Below are 15,470 nucleotides of genomic sequence, written 5' to 3'. Positions count from 1 at the left end.
GCCTTTCCCTTCCGCGAGGGAGGTGGAGCTGGGTTAGGAAGGCCGGACAGCGTGGACTGCCCTCCATTTTTTCTGACATTGTTTGACCTTGCGGTCACATTCTTTATTACTAAAAAAGCGATGGACATTGTTGTCCATCGCTTTTTTTCTAGTTCCCACTCTGCCGTTTTGTTTGCGGGCTTTGCGGTGGTTCAGGTGAAGCGGGCTCACTTGGTTTTTCCGGCGCTTTCGGGGCTTCGGGGCCGCTGTTTGAAGGACCATCCGAAGGCACGCTCTCGCTTACCGGTTTGTCCGGATTAAGAAGATTGTCTCCCCCTGTTTTTCCGCTGTCCGAATGTTTCTTGCTTCCTGTATCGGACGATGTACTATCAGTGCTGCCTGTATGTTTCGTCGTGTGTTTTTTTGTCTGCTCGCCTGCAGCAGCGGATTTCTCTTTTTTCTTCGTTGGTGGTGCTGTTTCTTTCAAATTCGATGTTTTTTCCTGTGTATTCAGGCGCTTCTTTTTCGAGCGGCTGCTTCCGCCTGCCGGGGAATCATTATAGGTTGTAATCGTGGATGGATCAACTCCCATTGATTCCTGAAGCGCTAACCGGTTTTTATTCAGCGTCTCTATCGGGATAACCGTGCGGCTGTTTGCCCTATCCCAGTCCACGCCTGTGTTCTCTAATGAAACAATGTTATTTGTGTCCATCTTTCCAAAATCCCCGACAATGCCTTTCATCTGGTCTGTGGAGAGGTCTGTCTTGATGTTTTCTCCTGCCGCTTGAAGCACGCTAAAGAAGCTGGTAATCCCGGTAAACGACTTCATTTTATCGACAGCCGCTTTCACAACGATTTGCTGGCGGTCATTACGTTCATAATCCGTTGAGAAGTATTTTTCTCCCCGGTCGTCATGGCGGTGGCGCACGAAACCGAGAGCCTGATCCCCATTCAGCGTTTGAAGGCCCGGTGCAAGATCAATGCTCGTCCCATCCGTAGGATCGTGGTAGACAAGCTTCCGATCGACATTTACCTCGAGTCCTCCGAGTTCGTCGACGACTTTACGGAAACCTTGAAAATCTACGGTAACATAATTGTTAACAGGAATGCCGTATACACTCTCGAGCGTTTTTTTCACGAGAGAAATTCCGGTCTCTTCCGGCTGCTCTCCTTTGGCTTGTGCCTCTTCCCTCAATTGGTCTCCTCGTTTATACACAGAATTAATTTTCCGGTCCGTGTCTTCATCTGGAATGACAACATTTGTGTCACGTGGGATAGAGAGCATCGTTACTTTTTTTGTCTGCGGATTTAATGTCACTAAAATCATAACATCGGTCAACCCGCCGCCGTACTTCCCTCTCGTGTCTTTACCGAGTACAACGATAGACATCGGCTCCTGGGCATGATATAGTGTTTCTGCCTTCGCAACACCCGGCTCACTTCCGCCCGGCTCTGCCTCGGCCTGAATGCTTTTCAGGAAACCTTCCACCTTCCACCAGGCTGCGGCACCTGAGCCTCCAATAATGAAGAGGACAATCGTAATAATGAGTAACCATCTGCGCTTCTTTTTTGCATTGCGAGGTTTATTCTTCTTTTGATAACTTGCCTTGCGGGACAATCGTTGTTCCATATAGGAATCTCGCACCTCCAGAAATCCTCTTAAACTATCACTACTATTATTTGACGTGAGAGTTCGACCAAAAGTTACATATCTTCCAATTATATCTATCAAAACGATAATAGACAATCAGTTTTTATGCAACACTTTCAGGTAAAATCATAATTGTACATAATGTGAAATTGTGGTATAGTTTTCATATTGTGATTCACAATATGAAATGCTTTGTGCAGGAGGTTTATTATGACAGGTAAAGTGAAATGGTTCAACGCAGAAAAAGGGTTTGGCTTCATTGAAGTAGAAGGCGGCGACGACGTATTCGTTCATTTCTCCGCAATCCAATCTGAAGGCTTCAAATCCCTTGAAGAAGGACAAGAAGTAGAATTTGAAATCGTTGAAGGCGCGCGCGGACCTCAAGCTGCGAACGTAATGAAACTATAATTTACTTCCCTTTAGAAACAAACATCGGCCCCTGGCCGATGTTTATTTTGCGTTGACTGCTTCTCTCTCCTTGTTCATCCATTCAATCGTTTTTTGCATAACCTCCTCCTTTTCCGGCTCATTAAATAGTTCGTGATACGTCTCTTCCCACTCGATGTATTCCTTGTTTTGAACGGAAAGCTTCTCCACCCATTGCCTTGTAACAGCTGCCCGCACAATCCGATCGGCTCCCGCCTGCATGATGAGTGTTGGCACATCGGGGTAAGAATGTATTTCTTCACCGGCGAGATTCATAGCGCGGACCAGTTCTTTATACCACCGTACACTAACGAGCTTTGTAATATAAGGGTCCCTCCCGTATTCAACCGCAATACCGCTATCCCTGCTCACGTCCCTGGCTTTGATTCCCGCCGGGAGTTTAAAAGAAGGATAGATCGTATTAAGCAAAGAGGCAATGCTCTCCAGCACAGGCGAAACAGTGCGAACAAGCCCAAGGCACGGTGAAGACAAAATGACACCATTGACGTCAGGCTTTCTCTCCTGGATGTAGCGTGTCACGATAAGTCCCCCCATGCTGTGGCCAAGAAGAAAAAGAGGGCGCGCGTGCTGCCTGGCAGCCGCTACCCATTCATCCAGCGCCGCATAATAATCCTCAAACCGATCGATGTGCCCCTTGCTGCCTCCAGAACGTCCTAAGCCAGGCAAGTCACCACCGAGGACGGAATAACCCGCCTTGTTCAGTTTTCCTGCGAGCCAGTGGTACCGGACAAAGTACTCACCTGCCCCGTGAACGACAACAACCGTTCCCAGCTCTTTATCAACCGGCCATTTTTCACTATAAAATGACATACCTTTCTCACCTTTCCCTGCTTTTCTTTCAGTATACAGTAAAAAACCTCCCTGTTGAGGGAGGTTCGCTTTCGATTTATTTTATATGTCAGATGTGCGATCGCATGCAGCGAGGTAATCTGCCACCTCCGCAAGCTTGCTTTCTGCAGCCCAGGATATAGAGCTTGGAATGCTATCAACACCATTCGTCCTCGCGGTAGAAGGACCAGGTGATACATACGGTTTTCCGAAGCGCGCAATCTGCCCAGTATTTTTCCCTTCTTCCTTAAAAGGAATATCGAGCGAATACGATTGGCGTGTGCAGCAATCTTGAATATTCATTCGAAAAACAGGCTCCTCTTTACTTCCCTTTCTTTGAAACCCATGCTGCGTAAACACTTCTTCTACCAGATTCAGTGGTTTGGAAACACCGGATAATTCTTTACTTCTTAGCACTCTTTCATCCTCCTTCTTGTTCTGCGTGACACGAGAACGGGGCAACATGATATACAGAGGCGTAAGCATAAAGTGGCTGAAGTCGTAATATTTTGTTGTTTTTTCATCCTATCATAAAAGAAGAGAGGTGAAAAATGATAGATTTCGCCATTTATCGCAATCTTTACACAAATACATACAATATCTTACTTATTACCCCTTTATCTTAACATTCCTTTCATATTATCTCTTTTTGTCCCGGTTCAACTTTTCAATAATTTTTGCCCTGATGTGTTGCACAACGATTCAATCCATACTATTATTAAGACATACTAATGAACAGATAAATGACATACTAATCTCATGGAAACGGGAAAGTTAAAGTAATTCGGGAAAGGATAGGGAAAATGGAGACAAAAACAAACAAAGAATTAACGGATATTCTTACAGGAGAAAATGTACATTATAATTTATCGGTAGCTAAGCTTGTTGAGATAGCAGTATTGCGCAAACGCAGTGAACTGACTTCAACAGGAGCCGTTACTGCAAAAACAGGTAAATATACAGGCCGCTCTCCCAAGGATAAGTTTATTGTAGACGAACCCGGTGTGCACGACAAAATCGAATGGGGGGCAACAAACCGTCCGATTTCTCCGGAAAAATTCGATAAGCTTTACCAGGATGTTTTAAACTATTTGAACGAAAAAGAGCTCCTTGTATTTGACGGATTTGCCGGTGCCGATAAGGATTACCGCCTTCCTCTTCGTATCGTAAACGAATTCGCATGGCATAACCTGTTTGTGCATCAATTATTTATCCGTCCGACGGAGGAAGAATTAAAATCCCATGTTGCGGAATTTACCGTTATCAGTGCTCCAACCTTTGAAGCGCAGCCAGAAATTCACGGTACAAACTCCGAAACATTCATTATTATTAATTTTGCTAAAAAAATCGTTCTTATCGGCGGAACAAGGTATGCGGGCGAAATGAAAAAATCGATTTTCTCCGTCATGAACTATCTTCTTCCTGAGCGAAACGTTCTTTCCATGCACTGCTCCGCCAACATGGGCAAAGACGGGGACGTTGCTCTGTTTTTTGGTTTATCGGGTACTGGCAAAACAACGTTGTCCGCCGATCCGGATCGCAAGCTGATCGGTGACGATGAACACGGGTGGTCCGATAACGGTGTATTCAACATCGAAGGCGGCTGCTATGCGAAATGCATTAACCTGTCCGGGGAGAAAGAGCCGGAGATTTTCAACGCGATTAAATTCGGCTCCGTGCTTGAAAATGTAGTCATTAATGAAAAAACGCACATCGCTGACTACGATGACAACAGTTTGACTGAAAATACCCGTGCGGCTTATCCGATTGACTATATTCCAAACGCCCTGATTCCGGGAGTAGCCGGACACCCAAACGTTGTTGTCTTCCTGACAGCCGATGCGTTCGGGGTTCTGCCTCCTATTTCTAAATTAACAAAAGAACAGGCCATGTTCCATTTCCTTTCTGGATATACAAGCAAGCTGGCCGGAACAGAGCGTGGAGTCACCGAGCCGGAAGCAACGTTCTCGACCTGCTTCGGTGCCCCATTCCTTCCTCTTCCTCCGCGTGTGTATGCGGAAATGCTCGGTGAAAAAATCGACAAACACAAGGCGCAGGTATATCTTGTGAACACCGGCTGGTCAGGCGGCCCGTATGGCGTCGGAAAACGGATGAATCTTCCATACACCCGCGCCATGATTACGGCCGCGCTCAACAGAGAACTGGACACTGAAGAATTTATGCCACACCCTGTGTTCGGTGTATTTATGCCTTTGAACTGCCCGGGTGTACCTGAAGAAATCCTCAATCCGCGCAATACGTGGAACGACAAAGAAGCATACGATGTACAGGCGAAAAAATTAGCCAGTCTCTTCGTAAAAAACTTCGAGACATTCTCGGATATGCCGGAAGCGATTAAGCAAGCCGCTCCAAAAGCTGAATAATGTTGCTATCTGTATCAATTAAAAAAGGGTCTCCGTGCCCTTTTTTAATTGATATATGAATATACTGCACGATTTGTGGTATAATTACATAAGATTACTTCTTCACTCCCTCGCTGAGGGCACATAGATTACCCGGCAGCATCAATATCATTGCAGTACCAGTTCTAAAGTATGACCAATACTGATTGAACGAGGTGATGTCCGTGGAAACAGTGAAGTTAGCAACAATTATTAATACGGTAATGCCAGAAGCACACCATGTGCTTACGCAGGAAGAATTAAGTGTTTCAATTGTTTTACGGGACGGTGTCAACTCATTAAACAGGCATGATGTCCTGGAAATTGTTGAAGCAACGATCCATAATGCAAAAAGAAGCGTCCTGTTGCACTAAGGCGCTTCTTTTTATAAAAGTATTGTTATACATAATATCGTCTACAATAATACTCATAGTTAATAGAAAAGGAGCGTTCCCCATGAAATGCCTTACTGTATACACCGATAATTTAACCGTCCTGTCTGACATCCTCCCTACTGTATTTACATTGTCACTGGAGGAAAACGAAGAAGCCCAGGTAGAAGGAATTACCGTCTCCGATGTTGGAGAAGTGCCGGAAGACTACGTGGAGAAAATGAAAAGCAAGCCGGAGGTTGCTGTTCTTTATACGAAAAACCCTCCTGCTACCATCCTGCAGCATAGCAACGTATTCGAACTTCTAATAAAGTAACCAGCCCAAAGCTAAGGCCTGTCCGACAAGGACAGGCTATTTTTTTGTTACCGGGCATTTTATTTCTTGCCTTCTCAATTTTTACTATTGATTTATAGTTAATCCTTTAGTATAGTAAAGAACATTATTGATAAATTAATAATCACCCTCATCATAGGAGCAGAACTGTCATAGTTAACAGCCAATTAACTATGAAGAGCTATCTTCAACGGAGGTAAAAGGTGCGGGTTTTTACGACACCGTCAGGCATTATGACGGTGTTTTTTATTGCCCAATCCTTCCTGCGTAAAATTTAAGGAGGATTGAATCATTGTATGGCAAACAATAAATTAGGTTTTTGGGTACTTACCGCACTCGTTGTTGGAAATATGGTGGGCTCAGGGATTTTCATGCTTCCCCGCTCCCTGACTGAAGCTGCGAGCCCTGCCGGCGTTATATCAGCCTGGCTTTTAACAGGTGCAGGCGTGCTTCTTACCGTATTCGTCTTTGGCAATCTGGCGACGCGTAAACCTGAAATTACCGGTGGACCGCAAATGTACGCAAGGGAATTGTTTAACCCCGATTCTGAAAAAGGCATTCTTACCGGCTACCTTGTATCCTGGGGCTATTGGATCGCGAATGGTGCGGGAAATGTCGCTATTATTACGACATTTGCCAGCTACCTTTCCACCTTTTTCCCTATAATGACAAGCAAAGCCCCGCTCTTCAACATTAGCTCTGTAACGATGACGACAGGTAACTTTATTACCTTTGTTGTTTGTTCCACACTGTTATGGGGCGTCCATTTTCTTATCCTGCAAGGGATTGAAGGGGCGGGGAAAATCAACTTTGTTGCAACAGCAGCCAAAGTACTCGGATTCCTCTTCTTTATTATCGTGAGTTTAGCTGCCTTCCAGGCAAGCAATATCGTTCCGTTTTACGAAACCCGTACAGACGAGACAGGAGCTGTGTTCGGGTTGATGGGCCAGTTAAACCATGCGGCCATCGCTACGCTATGGGCGTTCGTCGGTGTTGAATCTTCTGTCGTTTTCTCTTCACGTGCAAAACGGCAAAAGGATGTCAAGCGCTCGACCATTACCGGGCTCCTTATCGCCCTCTTTATTTATGTCGGCATTACCATCCTCGTGATGGGGGCTATGCCGCAAAATAAGCTAATCGCATCTGAAAAGCCACTGGCTGACGCACTGTCATACGTTCTTGGCAGTTCCGGAAGCTACATGATGGCAGGTCTTGCCCTCATTTGTTTAACAGGGACTTCTATCGGGTGGATCTTATTAAGCGCGGAGGTACCTTATCAATCAGCGAAAAAAGGGATTTTCCTTCCCCAGTTTTTGAAGGAAAATAAAAAGGGAGCCCCTGTTTCTTCTTTGATCATTACGAACGTGCTGTCACAGCTGTTCATTTTTTCAACGATTTCACAGTCCATGGCAAAAGCATTTGATTTTGTTATCTTTATTGCTACCCTGTCTTACCTGATTCCATACATTTTCGCTTCCGCCTACCAGCTCAAGCTGGTCGTTACCGGAGAAACGTATGCCGGGCAGCGAAAATCGCGCACTGTGGACGGCATTATCGCTTTACTCGCAACCGCGTATTCGCTCTGGGTTATCAAAGCCGGAACGGCCGAATTGAAAACCTTTATGTACGGTATGGCAATGATTGCAGCGGGCATCATTTTTTATCCGCTCGTCCGAAGAGCGTGGAAAACTTCTGCTCCTCAGGCAACAAAAGAAACGCTCACACCGGCGGAAGCGCAAAATTAAGAGCTTACTAAAAAAAGTGCACCGATTCGAATCGGTGCACTTTTTTATTTGGAAACCCCTGCTTTGCTTGTTCCGTAAAAATATTCCCATGCCTCATGGATACCGCCCGCACAATACTGAACAGCCCGGAAAATATGCGGCTGTTCCGCCATGGCGTATAGTTCCTGCTGGGCATTGCCAACAATGACGGCCGGATAGCCAAGCGCAATCATTTCATGGTCGTTTCCTGAATCTCCGGCTACAAGAATATTCGCGCTTTGCCAGCCTCTTGATTGAAGTACATAGCGGAGCGCCTCTCCTTTTCCTGTGTTCGGAGGCAAAATATCTACGTCCCGTCCACTGCTTACGATAAGCTTATGGGGGATTTGCAGTTCGGCCAGCTTTTTTTCAAGCTCTCTTACCGGCTCCTCCGACTGTATCGTATAAGACAGCCGGTGCCGGGAAGGAATATCCTGAGGAATGAGCCCCTTACACGAGGCTGCAGCAGCGGCCAGTCGCTCAGGAAACCATTGGGCTGTAATTTGCGCTCTCCACTGCCGGTCCGGCTGCCCTGAAATTCCCTCGTAAATTTCCGTGCCTACGTCCGTAATTAAGATATGAGGCGCCGGAAGTCCCTCCTCCTCTATGAGAGAAAGGGCGGATTGAAGATGCCGGCCGGTGCTGTAAATAAGCGTTACGTCATACGGTTCGTCTTCATAATAATGGAGGAGCCTGCGGAGTGAATCCGCATCACCAACCAGCGTTCCGTCCAGATCGGTAGCTAACAGATGTGTTACGCTGTGCGGCTTCATCAAGAACCTCCTTATATAATCCTTCAATTCTTTCCGAAATGCTCGACCACTGGTAATCCCTTTTTGCAAGCTGTGCTGCCTGCTTGCCAAGGCGTTGGGCCAGCAAGTCGTTGTTCGTAAGAACCTCAATAGCGAGGGATAAGTCCTCGTCATTTTTTGGTTCAACGAGAAGGCCTGTCTCTCCTTCGTTCACTACGTTTTGCAAGCCGCCCACGCGGGAGGCAATAACCGGGCTTCCGCATGCCTGTGCTTCCGCAGCAACCATTCCAAACGACTCATAATAAGAAGGAACAACGGTCACTGTTGCGGCATTAAATAAAATAGCTAACTCCTCTTGGCTCTTTGGCCCGAGAAACTCAACATCTTCTTCGATTCCATTAATCCATTGCTTTATTTTTTCATCGCGTGGCGCTCTTCTCTCCATGTCAATCGCTTCCTGCTGCCCTCCGGCCAGCACAAGCTTCGTGTGTGCAGGCACACCATCCCGCTGCTTCAGGCGTTTAAAAGCGTTAAGAAGCGTTTCCACTCCTTTTGTTTCCTCCAGACGGCCGGCAAAGAAAACGAGCGGGCCATTATATCCAAGGCTCCTGCGCAGCTGCGGGCGGTTATGCTGAAGTTGAAACGACGGTGCGACCCCGATCGGAATAACCGACACATCCGCTGGCTTGTCTACAAACTCGCCGATTAAATTACGCTCATTGTTTGTCGTAGCGATAACCCCATTAGCTGAGCTGAGGATCGCCTTTTCCGCATCCTGCCGCCTTTCGTCCTTCACACCTGTTGCTTTTTCTTTCGCGATACCAAGAGAATGGGAAGTATGTACGAAAGGCGTACCGTACTCTTCTCGGATCCATGTGCCCAGAATACCGGATAACCAGTAATGGGTATGAACAATATCATAATCGTCTATCGAAAGCTGCCTTGTCATCTCTTTATAAAAAGCCGGGAGCATGCCATACATTTCATTTTTTGATACAAAACCTTTGTATCCTGCTGTAATTCGTATAACTCTACATCTATCTCCAAACGCTTCTACGCGCGGCGCATCCGCCTCGCACCAGTGAGTAACGACATCAACTTTCCATCCGCGCTTTTCGAGAGACAATGCAAGCTGCAAAACATAATTGTTCTGTCCCCCGGATTGTACCCCTCCAAGCTTGGCCAAAGGATCGCCATGATCAGAAATAAACAACACTCTCTTCATGCGTTTCCGTCCCCTTTCTTTGAGCGGGCTAGTACGTTCTAAAAAGCCATACTATACATTTACCCGCATAAAAAAAGGTTAAACGAAACACAGTCCATACCGCCTAGAGATTTAAGTCTTTTTACCCAGTCCCGCACCGAAGAATCCACCGATGGCATGCCGGGAGCCGAAAAGAAAACATAGTTAAATTATAGAATAATGAAGTATCCCTTTTTCATCTTCCGCCTTCTGGATTTCATCCTCCGAAAGCAAATAATTCAGGTGGGCAATCGTTTCTCCCATGGCAAACCTCTGTTCATGTACAGAAAGTTCTCTGTTAAACAAAGAACACGAGATTTGAAAGGCGGTCATGTGTCCCTTTATGTGCTCAAGAATGAAGCCAAGACGCTCTTCGTGGTGGCCAATGATTTCGGCAACACGTTCATGAAAATCTGTGAAAATCGGCCCGTGTCCTGGCAGCACAAGGGCAACGTCAAGCGACTGCACCTTCTTTAAAGATTCCAGATACGTCTTGAGAGGATTTTCATCTCCGTATCCATGGTATGAAATATTCGGGGTAATTTTCTTTAGTACATGATCTCCGGCGATGAGAATTTTCTCTTCCTTGTTATAAAAGCAAATATGCCCTTCGGCATGGCCGGGTGTATGAATGGCTTCATACATCAGTTCGCCTATCCGGTAATGTTCGCCTTCACGCAATGCACCTATTCTTTCCGGAAACGGGCGAACGAGCGAATAAAAAGCTTGATCGTTTTCCTCAAGACTGGCCGCAATGTCCTCCGGGACGCCTGCCGCCCGCACGAATCGTTTGTTACGGGCAAATGTGGCCTCAGTCCAGGCATCTAAAGCAATTTTCTTTGCCGCCTCATTCATATGTATATTGGCCCCTGTCCATTCCTGCATGGCGCCTGCATACCCAAAATGATCGGGGTGGTAATGGGTAAGAATGATGCCATGAATGCTTTTTTCCGGATGAATTCCGCAGGCAGAAAAAGCTTCTTCCCAAGCCCTTCTCGTTTCCTCCCGGTTCAAACCGGTATCAACTATCGTCCATCCCTCGCCATTTTGTGCCAGATAGCAGTGTACATGATTCAACCGGAAAGGGAGGGGGATCGTTACCTGGTGCAGTCCGTATTTCTCCATTGCTTCTCCTCATTTCTCTCTCAATGCTTTCTTTTTATCTTATCATTTATTTTGTTCCTGCATAAACTTTCCCACAGAAAAAGACAGCCGTTATATAACAGCTGTCTCTATCATTCCTATTTACTTTGGATTATTGTACGGATGAATCGGAAATCGCTTTATCGGCAATTTGCTGAATGGACTTTGAAGCTTCCTGGGCAACGGAAGAGATGACCTGAGACTTTTCCTGAATTTTGTTTACAAACCCCTGCGGGTCATTTTTCAATTCCTTTGCAATTCCTACCGTCATATCTTTTAAGCTGGAAGCTCCGCTTGAAACATTGGAACGGCTGCCTTTATCCATAATAAGGACAGCTACAGCCCCGGCAACGGCTCCTGCAAATGCGCCAAAGAGCAGCTTCCCGTAATCCGATCCATTCGCTTCTGTGTTATTGAAATTGGAATTATTGTAAGCTGTATCGTTGTTGTAGTTTGTGCTATTCATTTCATTCTGCATGCTGTATCTTCCTTTCTCAATAAATAGTGTGTACTTACTACTACCCGTAGAAAAGAAGGATCAAACAGGAGCAGGGCACCTGTCCCTGCTCCCGTATGTCTATTTATTTGTTTTAAATTCATCTGTAATTTTTTCTAAAGAAGTGGCCAGTTCGCTGAGCATCTCCGCATCCATTGCAATCTGGTGTGCCGCCGCAGACTGTTCCTCGCTTGCCGCGCTCACTTCCTCCGCGCCGGCGGAAGCCTGTTCTGTCACCGCTGAAATATTGTCTATATTTATGCCAATGATCCCGCTCTTCTCTTCGAGCAGCTTCATCGCACCCACCAGCTCATTTGCATATTCTACCGCTTTGTCGATCGCTCCGTTAATGGTTGTAAATGACTGTCCTGTTGTTTGTACCATTTCCACCCCAACCGCCACATCACGCTGCCCTTCTTCTATTGATCGGATCGCTGTGCGCGTTTGTTCCTGTGTTTCAGCAATGATTCGCTCAATGTTGCTTGCCGCACGGGAAGATTCCTCCGCCAGCTTTCTAACCTCTTCGGCCACAACAGCGAAGCCTCTTCCGTGTTCGCCGGCACGGGCCGCCTCAATGCTTGCATTTAGCGCCAGCAAATTCGTTTGAGAAGAAATGTTCGTAATGAGCTTTACAATCTCACTGATTTCCTTCGTCTTTTCGCCAAGGTCACGCATTAAGGTTACATTTGCCGATACCTTATCGTTAATTTCCGACATTTTATGGGTCGTCTGGCCAGCCTCGTTATTTCCTCTTTGCGCGATAGTAGACGTTTCGTTAAAAATCCCCACCATTTCAGACGTAATTTGATTTACTTCTTTTATTGTGGCAATCATTTCATTTACTCCCGAAGCCATATCCTGAACAGAAACAGCGATGTCGGTCGTTCCATTTGCCAAATCAGAAATCGTAACGGCCACCTGCTCGGATGAGTCGCGCGTCTCCTTACTGCTCTGTTCAAGGGTTTCGGAAGAAGCGTTTAACCGCTGCGATGTATCTTTCACTTTGAGGAGCAGATTTTGCATACTTTCTACCATATGGTTAAAATGCTGGCTCAACTGGCCCACTTCATCCGTTGAATAACTTCGCTTTTCATCGTTAAGTCTCCCGTTGCAATCTGCTGAGTTAGATTGCTTAATCGTCGGATCGGACGGACCAGACGGGTTGCGAATACAATAAGAGTAACAACGGTAAAGAACAGAACAACGGCTGCTGTAGCAAAAGACAGCTTGGCCAGGTATACCATTTTTTCCGTAGCTTCACTAATAGGAGCCGTAATGGTTATTCCCCAGTCCGCGTTTTTTATTTTTTTATAAAACGCGTATTTATCAACACCTTCGAACTTATATTCAATTAAGCCATTCTGTCCCTGAATCGCTTTCGCAACGGATTCGGAAAGTTCCTTGCTGCCGACCGAGTGAAGGTTTAACTTTAGAATATTTTCCTTTTTTGGATGAGCAATCACCAGCCCATCTTTGTTGAACATATAAGCATAACCCGTTTGGCCGATTTTTTGCTCATTTACGACGCCAATCAGCTTTTCCACCAGAACGGTCGCACCTACCATTCCCGTTACTTTACCTCCACTATACAGCGGAGCTGCCGTAACGATAACCATCTGATTTGTCGCCCGGGAGATCAAAGGATCCGTAACGACCACATTTCCTTTCAGAGCCTCCTGAAAATAAGGTCTGTTCGAAATATCAATCGTTTTACCTTCTGTAGTAATCGCTTGCTTTCCCGTTGTATCGTTGCTCACATACAGCATTTCAAGATCAGGCTGATCCTTTAAAATCTTATGGAAAAATTCAAGCTGTTTTGATGTGTTTCTGCCGGTAACTTCATCCGTCACGGCAAGCATTTTCACTATATCTTTTTTATGCTGAATCCAGTCGTCTACTTTCTCCTGAGTAGAATTCAGCTTAATGACAGCTTCATTCTCAAAATTCTCACGGAGAAATCCTTTCGCCTTATTGTGGTTAATATACGCAACGGCACTTAACGATAAAATAAAAATAGGGATAATTAACAACAAAAGCTTGCCCCGTAGTGTCCTCATCCTTCTCTTCCCCCTCTTCCACCCGTATTCCATAACGTTTTCTCTATAAACATATTTTTAACGACAAAAATATGGAATACTTTTACATTCCTTTGAATCTACCTAGGTAATTATAACTATGAATTTTTTGTTTTTCAATGTGATTCGCTTCAAATAAACAAATAAATACGAAAAATTACGAATATAGACAAAACCTTCAGCGAACTGTTCCCAAAAAACAGCAACTTTTTTTACTGCGATTATTTCCATGAGTATAATCTAAAAACACATTTTCATGTCCTGCATAATTTGCATTTATTTCGTTTTTTTTTACTTATAAAACCAGCCTGTAAGAAGAGCGAGATGAAAAAGAAGCAGCAGCGGCATACCAACGATAAATTTTACGTGCTTTGTTTTATGCCGGAACATATACATTCCAACGAGGCAGCCTGCCGCTCCCCCAAACAAAGCAAGCATGAAGAAAGAAGACTCCCGTATCCGCCACTTCCCCTTTCTTGCCCTCGATTTGTCTGCTTTCATTAGAAGAATTCCCAGCATATTTAAACTAATAGCATAAAGAATAAGAAATAAAACAGGTACCTGTTGCATGTTGACCCTCCTGGTTTTCTATTAAATTAGGAAACACAAATTATTAACATATTTTATTGATATTTTCAATAAAATTAGGTAATTTTTACGTAAACTTTACATATAATTAATAAAGTGTTAATATTTATTTAACAAATTTCTGCATAAGAGGAGGCTATCTACATGTTTACGATTTTTAATGTCCAAACGAAAAGCGGCATGGATAAAGTTCTGCTTCAGCAGGGAACGGTTATAAAAGAAACCGAGAGCGACATTTACCTCTTATTTGCGGACGGACGCTGTAAAATTCCGCGTGAGCAATATGAGCGTATCTTTACCGGCATGTAAATATAAGCAGCTTCCTATGGCGAATGCCATAGGTTTTTTTATTTCATTTGTTAAGCAATTGTGGAATAATTTAAAGAGATGACAGACTCATAATCAAAAAACAACAAAGGAGCTATCGTACCATGAAACCAAACCCTATTTCTCTTGAAACGGCAAAAATGCTGTCTGAGAAGTTAAAAGTACCGATAGAACAAATTATGCACATGCCCCAGCATATCTTGCTGCAAAAACTAACGGAAGCGGCAAAACAGGAAGAACAAAACGAAAAATAGAAAAGAAAGCAAAAAAGAAGGCAGTTTGAACGGCTGCCTTCTTTTTTATATCCATTTCCCTCATAAAATTCTGTTTACCGTAAAATTTTTACGCGGACTGTTTTATGGCCCCAATCGAGCGCCTGGTCACGGTTAGGAAAGAATAAATCAATTTCTTTGCCTTTAATTCCGCCGCCTTTGTCTCCCGCAATGGCTGTACCGTAGCCTTCCACATATAATTTGGAGCCGAGAGGAATGACAGACGGGTCGACCGAAGCAACTTTCAGGCCCGGATTTTCATGCAAATTAATGCCTGTCGCCGTAACGCCTGAGCATCCTTCACAGTCTGCTGTGTAAGCGGTGCTGTCCACTGTTAATTCCGGGCTTGCCTCGCCACTGCTGCCAGCGTCGGAGCCCTTTAAAGAGCGAAACGTTTGCGGACCTGCAATGCCGTCAATCTGCAATCCATTTTCTTTCTGGAAATCTTTTACCGCCTGTGTGGTAATCGATCCGTAATAACCTGTCGCCGACTTATAATCGAAGTTCCCTTCTGCTTTCAGCGCATTTTGAAGCTCCGCAACATCCGGGTTTCTCATTCCCTCACGAAGTATCTGTTCCCCCATCGAAGCGTGACTGACAACCGGAGTCGCCAGAGCAATCCCTGACATCAGTGAAAAAGCAACTAGTTTTGTTATCGGCTTAAGCATTTTGTTAGATTCCTCCTGTTGATTATCCAAAATGCTTCCGCTTCTTCTTCCTTAATCTATTTACTGATTATATAAAAACAACGGAAGATGAAAAGAGATTATTCCCTTTT

General features: G+C 45.0%; 18 protein-coding genes. 7 read left to right on the top strand and 11 right to left on the bottom strand.

What is annotated here, in order from left to right; all coding sequences use genetic code 11:
• Positions 1-148 precede the first annotated feature (148 nt).
• Positions 149-1,609 (bottom strand): LCP family protein, encoded by a 1,461-nt coding sequence (locus MBEAL2_RS21925; protein ID WP_052947907.1) that lies wholly within the window; start codon positions 1,607-1,609, stop codon positions 149-151.
• Positions 1,610-1,837: 228 nt separating this feature from the next.
• On the opposite strand from MBEAL2_RS21925, the gene cspD reads away from it, so the two are divergent.
• On the top strand, positions 1,838-2,038 hold the full coding sequence (gene cspD / locus MBEAL2_RS21920) for a cold-shock protein CspD (RefSeq protein WP_201780837.1): 201 nt from the start codon (positions 1,838-1,840) through the stop codon (positions 2,036-2,038).
• Positions 2,039-2,080: 42 nt separating this feature from the next.
• On the opposite strand, the gene MBEAL2_RS21915 is transcribed toward cspD, so the two are convergent.
• Both MBEAL2_RS21915 and MBEAL2_RS21910 read right to left on the bottom strand, forming a co-directional pair.
• On the bottom strand, positions 2,081-2,887 hold the full coding sequence (locus tag MBEAL2_RS21915) for an alpha/beta hydrolase (protein ID WP_047154378.1): 807 nt from the start codon (positions 2,885-2,887) through the stop codon (positions 2,081-2,083).
• Positions 2,888-2,968: 81 nt separating this feature from the next.
• Positions 2,969-3,322, bottom strand: coding sequence for a hypothetical protein (locus MBEAL2_RS21910; protein WP_047154377.1), 354 nt, complete (start codon positions 3,320-3,322; stop codon positions 2,969-2,971).
• Positions 3,323-3,708: 386 nt separating this feature from the next.
• Here MBEAL2_RS21910 and pckA point away from each other — a divergent pair, with 386 nt between their 5' ends.
• From pckA to MBEAL2_RS21890, 4 genes are all read left to right on the top strand, one after another.
• Positions 3,709-5,289: a phosphoenolpyruvate carboxykinase (ATP) gene (pckA, locus tag MBEAL2_RS21905; protein ID WP_047154376.1), complete on the top strand. Its 1,581-nt coding sequence runs from the start codon at positions 3,709-3,711 to the stop codon at positions 5,287-5,289.
• A gap of 203 nt (positions 5,290-5,492) precedes the next feature.
• Positions 5,493-5,681 carry a hypothetical protein gene (locus MBEAL2_RS21900; protein WP_052947906.1) on the top strand — a complete coding sequence of 63 codons (189 nt, stop codon included), beginning with the start codon at positions 5,493-5,495 and terminating at the stop codon, positions 5,679-5,681.
• Between the two features lie 82 nt (positions 5,682-5,763).
• The gene (locus tag MBEAL2_RS21895; protein ID WP_047154374.1) at positions 5,764-6,015 is read left to right on the top strand and encodes a hypothetical protein; all 252 of its coding nucleotides are present in this window, start codon (positions 5,764-5,766) and stop codon (positions 6,013-6,015) included.
• Positions 6,016-6,329: 314 nt separating this feature from the next.
• Complete coding sequence (locus tag MBEAL2_RS21890) at positions 6,330-7,778, top strand: amino acid permease (protein WP_047154373.1); 1,449 nt, start codon at positions 6,330-6,332, stop codon at positions 7,776-7,778.
• 44 nt (positions 7,779-7,822) lie between these two features.
• On the opposite strand, the gene MBEAL2_RS21885 is transcribed toward MBEAL2_RS21890, so the two are convergent.
• From MBEAL2_RS21885 to MBEAL2_RS21855, 7 genes are all read right to left on the bottom strand, one after another.
• Entirely contained in the window at positions 7,823-8,569 is a 747-nt protein-coding gene (locus MBEAL2_RS21885) for an HAD-IIB family hydrolase (RefSeq protein WP_047154372.1), read from the bottom strand.
• The gene (locus MBEAL2_RS21880) at positions 8,508-9,773 is read right to left on the bottom strand and encodes a glycosyltransferase (RefSeq protein WP_047154371.1); all 1,266 of its coding nucleotides are present in this window, start codon (positions 9,771-9,773) and stop codon (positions 8,508-8,510) included. Before MBEAL2_RS21880 ends, MBEAL2_RS21885 begins: the two co-directional genes overlap by 62 nt.
• Before the next feature lie 183 nt (positions 9,774-9,956).
• Positions 9,957-10,916: an MBL fold metallo-hydrolase gene (locus MBEAL2_RS21875; RefSeq protein WP_047154370.1), complete on the bottom strand. Its 960-nt coding sequence runs from the start codon at positions 10,914-10,916 to the stop codon at positions 9,957-9,959.
• Between the two features lie 130 nt (positions 10,917-11,046).
• Positions 11,047-11,412, bottom strand: a complete 366-nt coding sequence (locus tag MBEAL2_RS21870) for a hypothetical protein (RefSeq protein WP_047154369.1) — start codon at positions 11,410-11,412, stop codon at positions 11,047-11,049.
• 99 nt (positions 11,413-11,511) lie between these two features.
• Complete coding sequence (locus tag MBEAL2_RS21865; protein ID WP_047154368.1) at positions 11,512-12,486, bottom strand: methyl-accepting chemotaxis protein; 975 nt, start codon at positions 12,484-12,486, stop codon at positions 11,512-11,514.
• Entirely contained in the window at positions 12,483-13,487 is a 1,005-nt protein-coding gene (locus MBEAL2_RS21860; protein WP_047154367.1) for a PDC sensor domain-containing protein, read from the bottom strand. Before MBEAL2_RS21860 ends, MBEAL2_RS21865 begins: the two co-directional genes overlap by 4 nt.
• 309 nt (positions 13,488-13,796) lie before the next feature.
• The gene (locus MBEAL2_RS21855; RefSeq protein WP_047154366.1) at positions 13,797-14,075 is read right to left on the bottom strand and encodes a DUF1294 domain-containing protein; all 279 of its coding nucleotides are present in this window, start codon (positions 14,073-14,075) and stop codon (positions 13,797-13,799) included.
• Between the two features lie 162 nt (positions 14,076-14,237).
• Between MBEAL2_RS21855 and MBEAL2_RS31985 the strand changes: the two genes are divergently transcribed.
• Together MBEAL2_RS31985 and MBEAL2_RS30535 are read left to right on the top strand one after the other, a co-directional pair.
• Positions 14,238-14,402, top strand: a complete 165-nt coding sequence (locus MBEAL2_RS31985; protein WP_161798269.1) for a hypothetical protein — start codon at positions 14,238-14,240, stop codon at positions 14,400-14,402.
• Positions 14,403-14,524: 122 nt separating this feature from the next.
• Positions 14,525-14,674 carry a YycC family protein gene (locus MBEAL2_RS30535; protein ID WP_082130092.1) on the top strand — a complete coding sequence of 50 codons (150 nt, stop codon included), beginning with the start codon at positions 14,525-14,527 and terminating at the stop codon, positions 14,672-14,674.
• Positions 14,675-14,748: 74 nt separating this feature from the next.
• Here MBEAL2_RS30535 and MBEAL2_RS33855 read toward each other — a convergent pair whose 3' ends face one another.
• A complete protein-coding gene (locus MBEAL2_RS33855) occupies positions 14,749-15,360 on the bottom strand; it encodes a peptidoglycan-binding protein (RefSeq protein WP_047154365.1) in 612 nt (203 codons plus the stop codon).
• Positions 15,361-15,470 lie beyond the last annotated feature (110 nt).

Source organism: Aneurinibacillus tyrosinisolvens (genome assembly GCF_001015055.1).
In the GTDB taxonomy this organism is placed as follows: domain Bacteria; phylum Bacillota; class Bacilli; order Aneurinibacillales; family Aneurinibacillaceae; genus Aneurinibacillus_A; species Aneurinibacillus_A tyrosinisolvens.
This window is presented reverse-complemented; position numbering and strand designations above follow the sequence as displayed.

Excerpts from the sequence above, each read along its gene's own strand:
- MBEAL2_RS21895 (WP_047154374.1), top strand. The coding sequence starts at position 5,764 with ATGAAATGCCTTACTGTATACACCGATAATTTAACCGTCCTGTCTGAC.
- MBEAL2_RS21915 (WP_047154378.1), bottom strand. The coding sequence starts at position 2,887 with ATGTCATTTTATAGTGAAAAATGGCCGGTTGATAAAGAGCTGGGAACG.
- MBEAL2_RS21880 (WP_047154371.1), bottom strand. The coding sequence starts at position 9,773 with ATGAAGAGAGTGTTGTTTATTTCTGATCATGGCGATCCTTTGGCCAAG.
- MBEAL2_RS21855 (WP_047154366.1), bottom strand. The coding sequence starts at position 14,075 with ATGCAACAGGTACCTGTTTTATTTCTTATTCTTTATGCTATTAGTTTA.
- MBEAL2_RS21890 (WP_047154373.1), top strand. The coding sequence starts at position 6,330 with ATGGCAAACAATAAATTAGGTTTTTGGGTACTTACCGCACTCGTTGTT.
- MBEAL2_RS31985 (WP_161798269.1), top strand. The coding sequence starts at position 14,238 with ATGTTTACGATTTTTAATGTCCAAACGAAAAGCGGCATGGATAAAGTT.
- MBEAL2_RS33855 (WP_047154365.1), bottom strand. The coding sequence starts at position 15,360 with ATGCTTAAGCCGATAACAAAACTAGTTGCTTTTTCACTGATGTCAGGG.
- MBEAL2_RS21870 (WP_047154369.1), bottom strand. The coding sequence starts at position 11,412 with ATGCAGAATGAAATGAATAGCACAAACTACAACAACGATACAGCTTAC.
- MBEAL2_RS30535 (WP_082130092.1), top strand. The coding sequence starts at position 14,525 with ATGAAACCAAACCCTATTTCTCTTGAAACGGCAAAAATGCTGTCTGAG.
- MBEAL2_RS21885 (WP_047154372.1), bottom strand. The coding sequence starts at position 8,569 with ATGAAGCCGCACAGCGTAACACATCTGTTAGCTACCGATCTGGACGGA.
- pckA (WP_047154376.1), top strand. The coding sequence starts at position 3,709 with ATGGAGACAAAAACAAACAAAGAATTAACGGATATTCTTACAGGAGAA.
- MBEAL2_RS21860 (WP_047154367.1), bottom strand. The coding sequence starts at position 13,487 with ATGAGGACACTACGGGGCAAGCTTTTGTTGTTAATTATCCCTATTTTT.
- MBEAL2_RS21925 (WP_052947907.1), bottom strand. The coding sequence starts at position 1,609 with ATGGAACAACGATTGTCCCGCAAGGCAAGTTATCAAAAGAAGAATAAA.
- MBEAL2_RS21875 (WP_047154370.1), bottom strand. The coding sequence starts at position 10,916 with ATGGAGAAATACGGACTGCACCAGGTAACGATCCCCCTCCCTTTCCGG.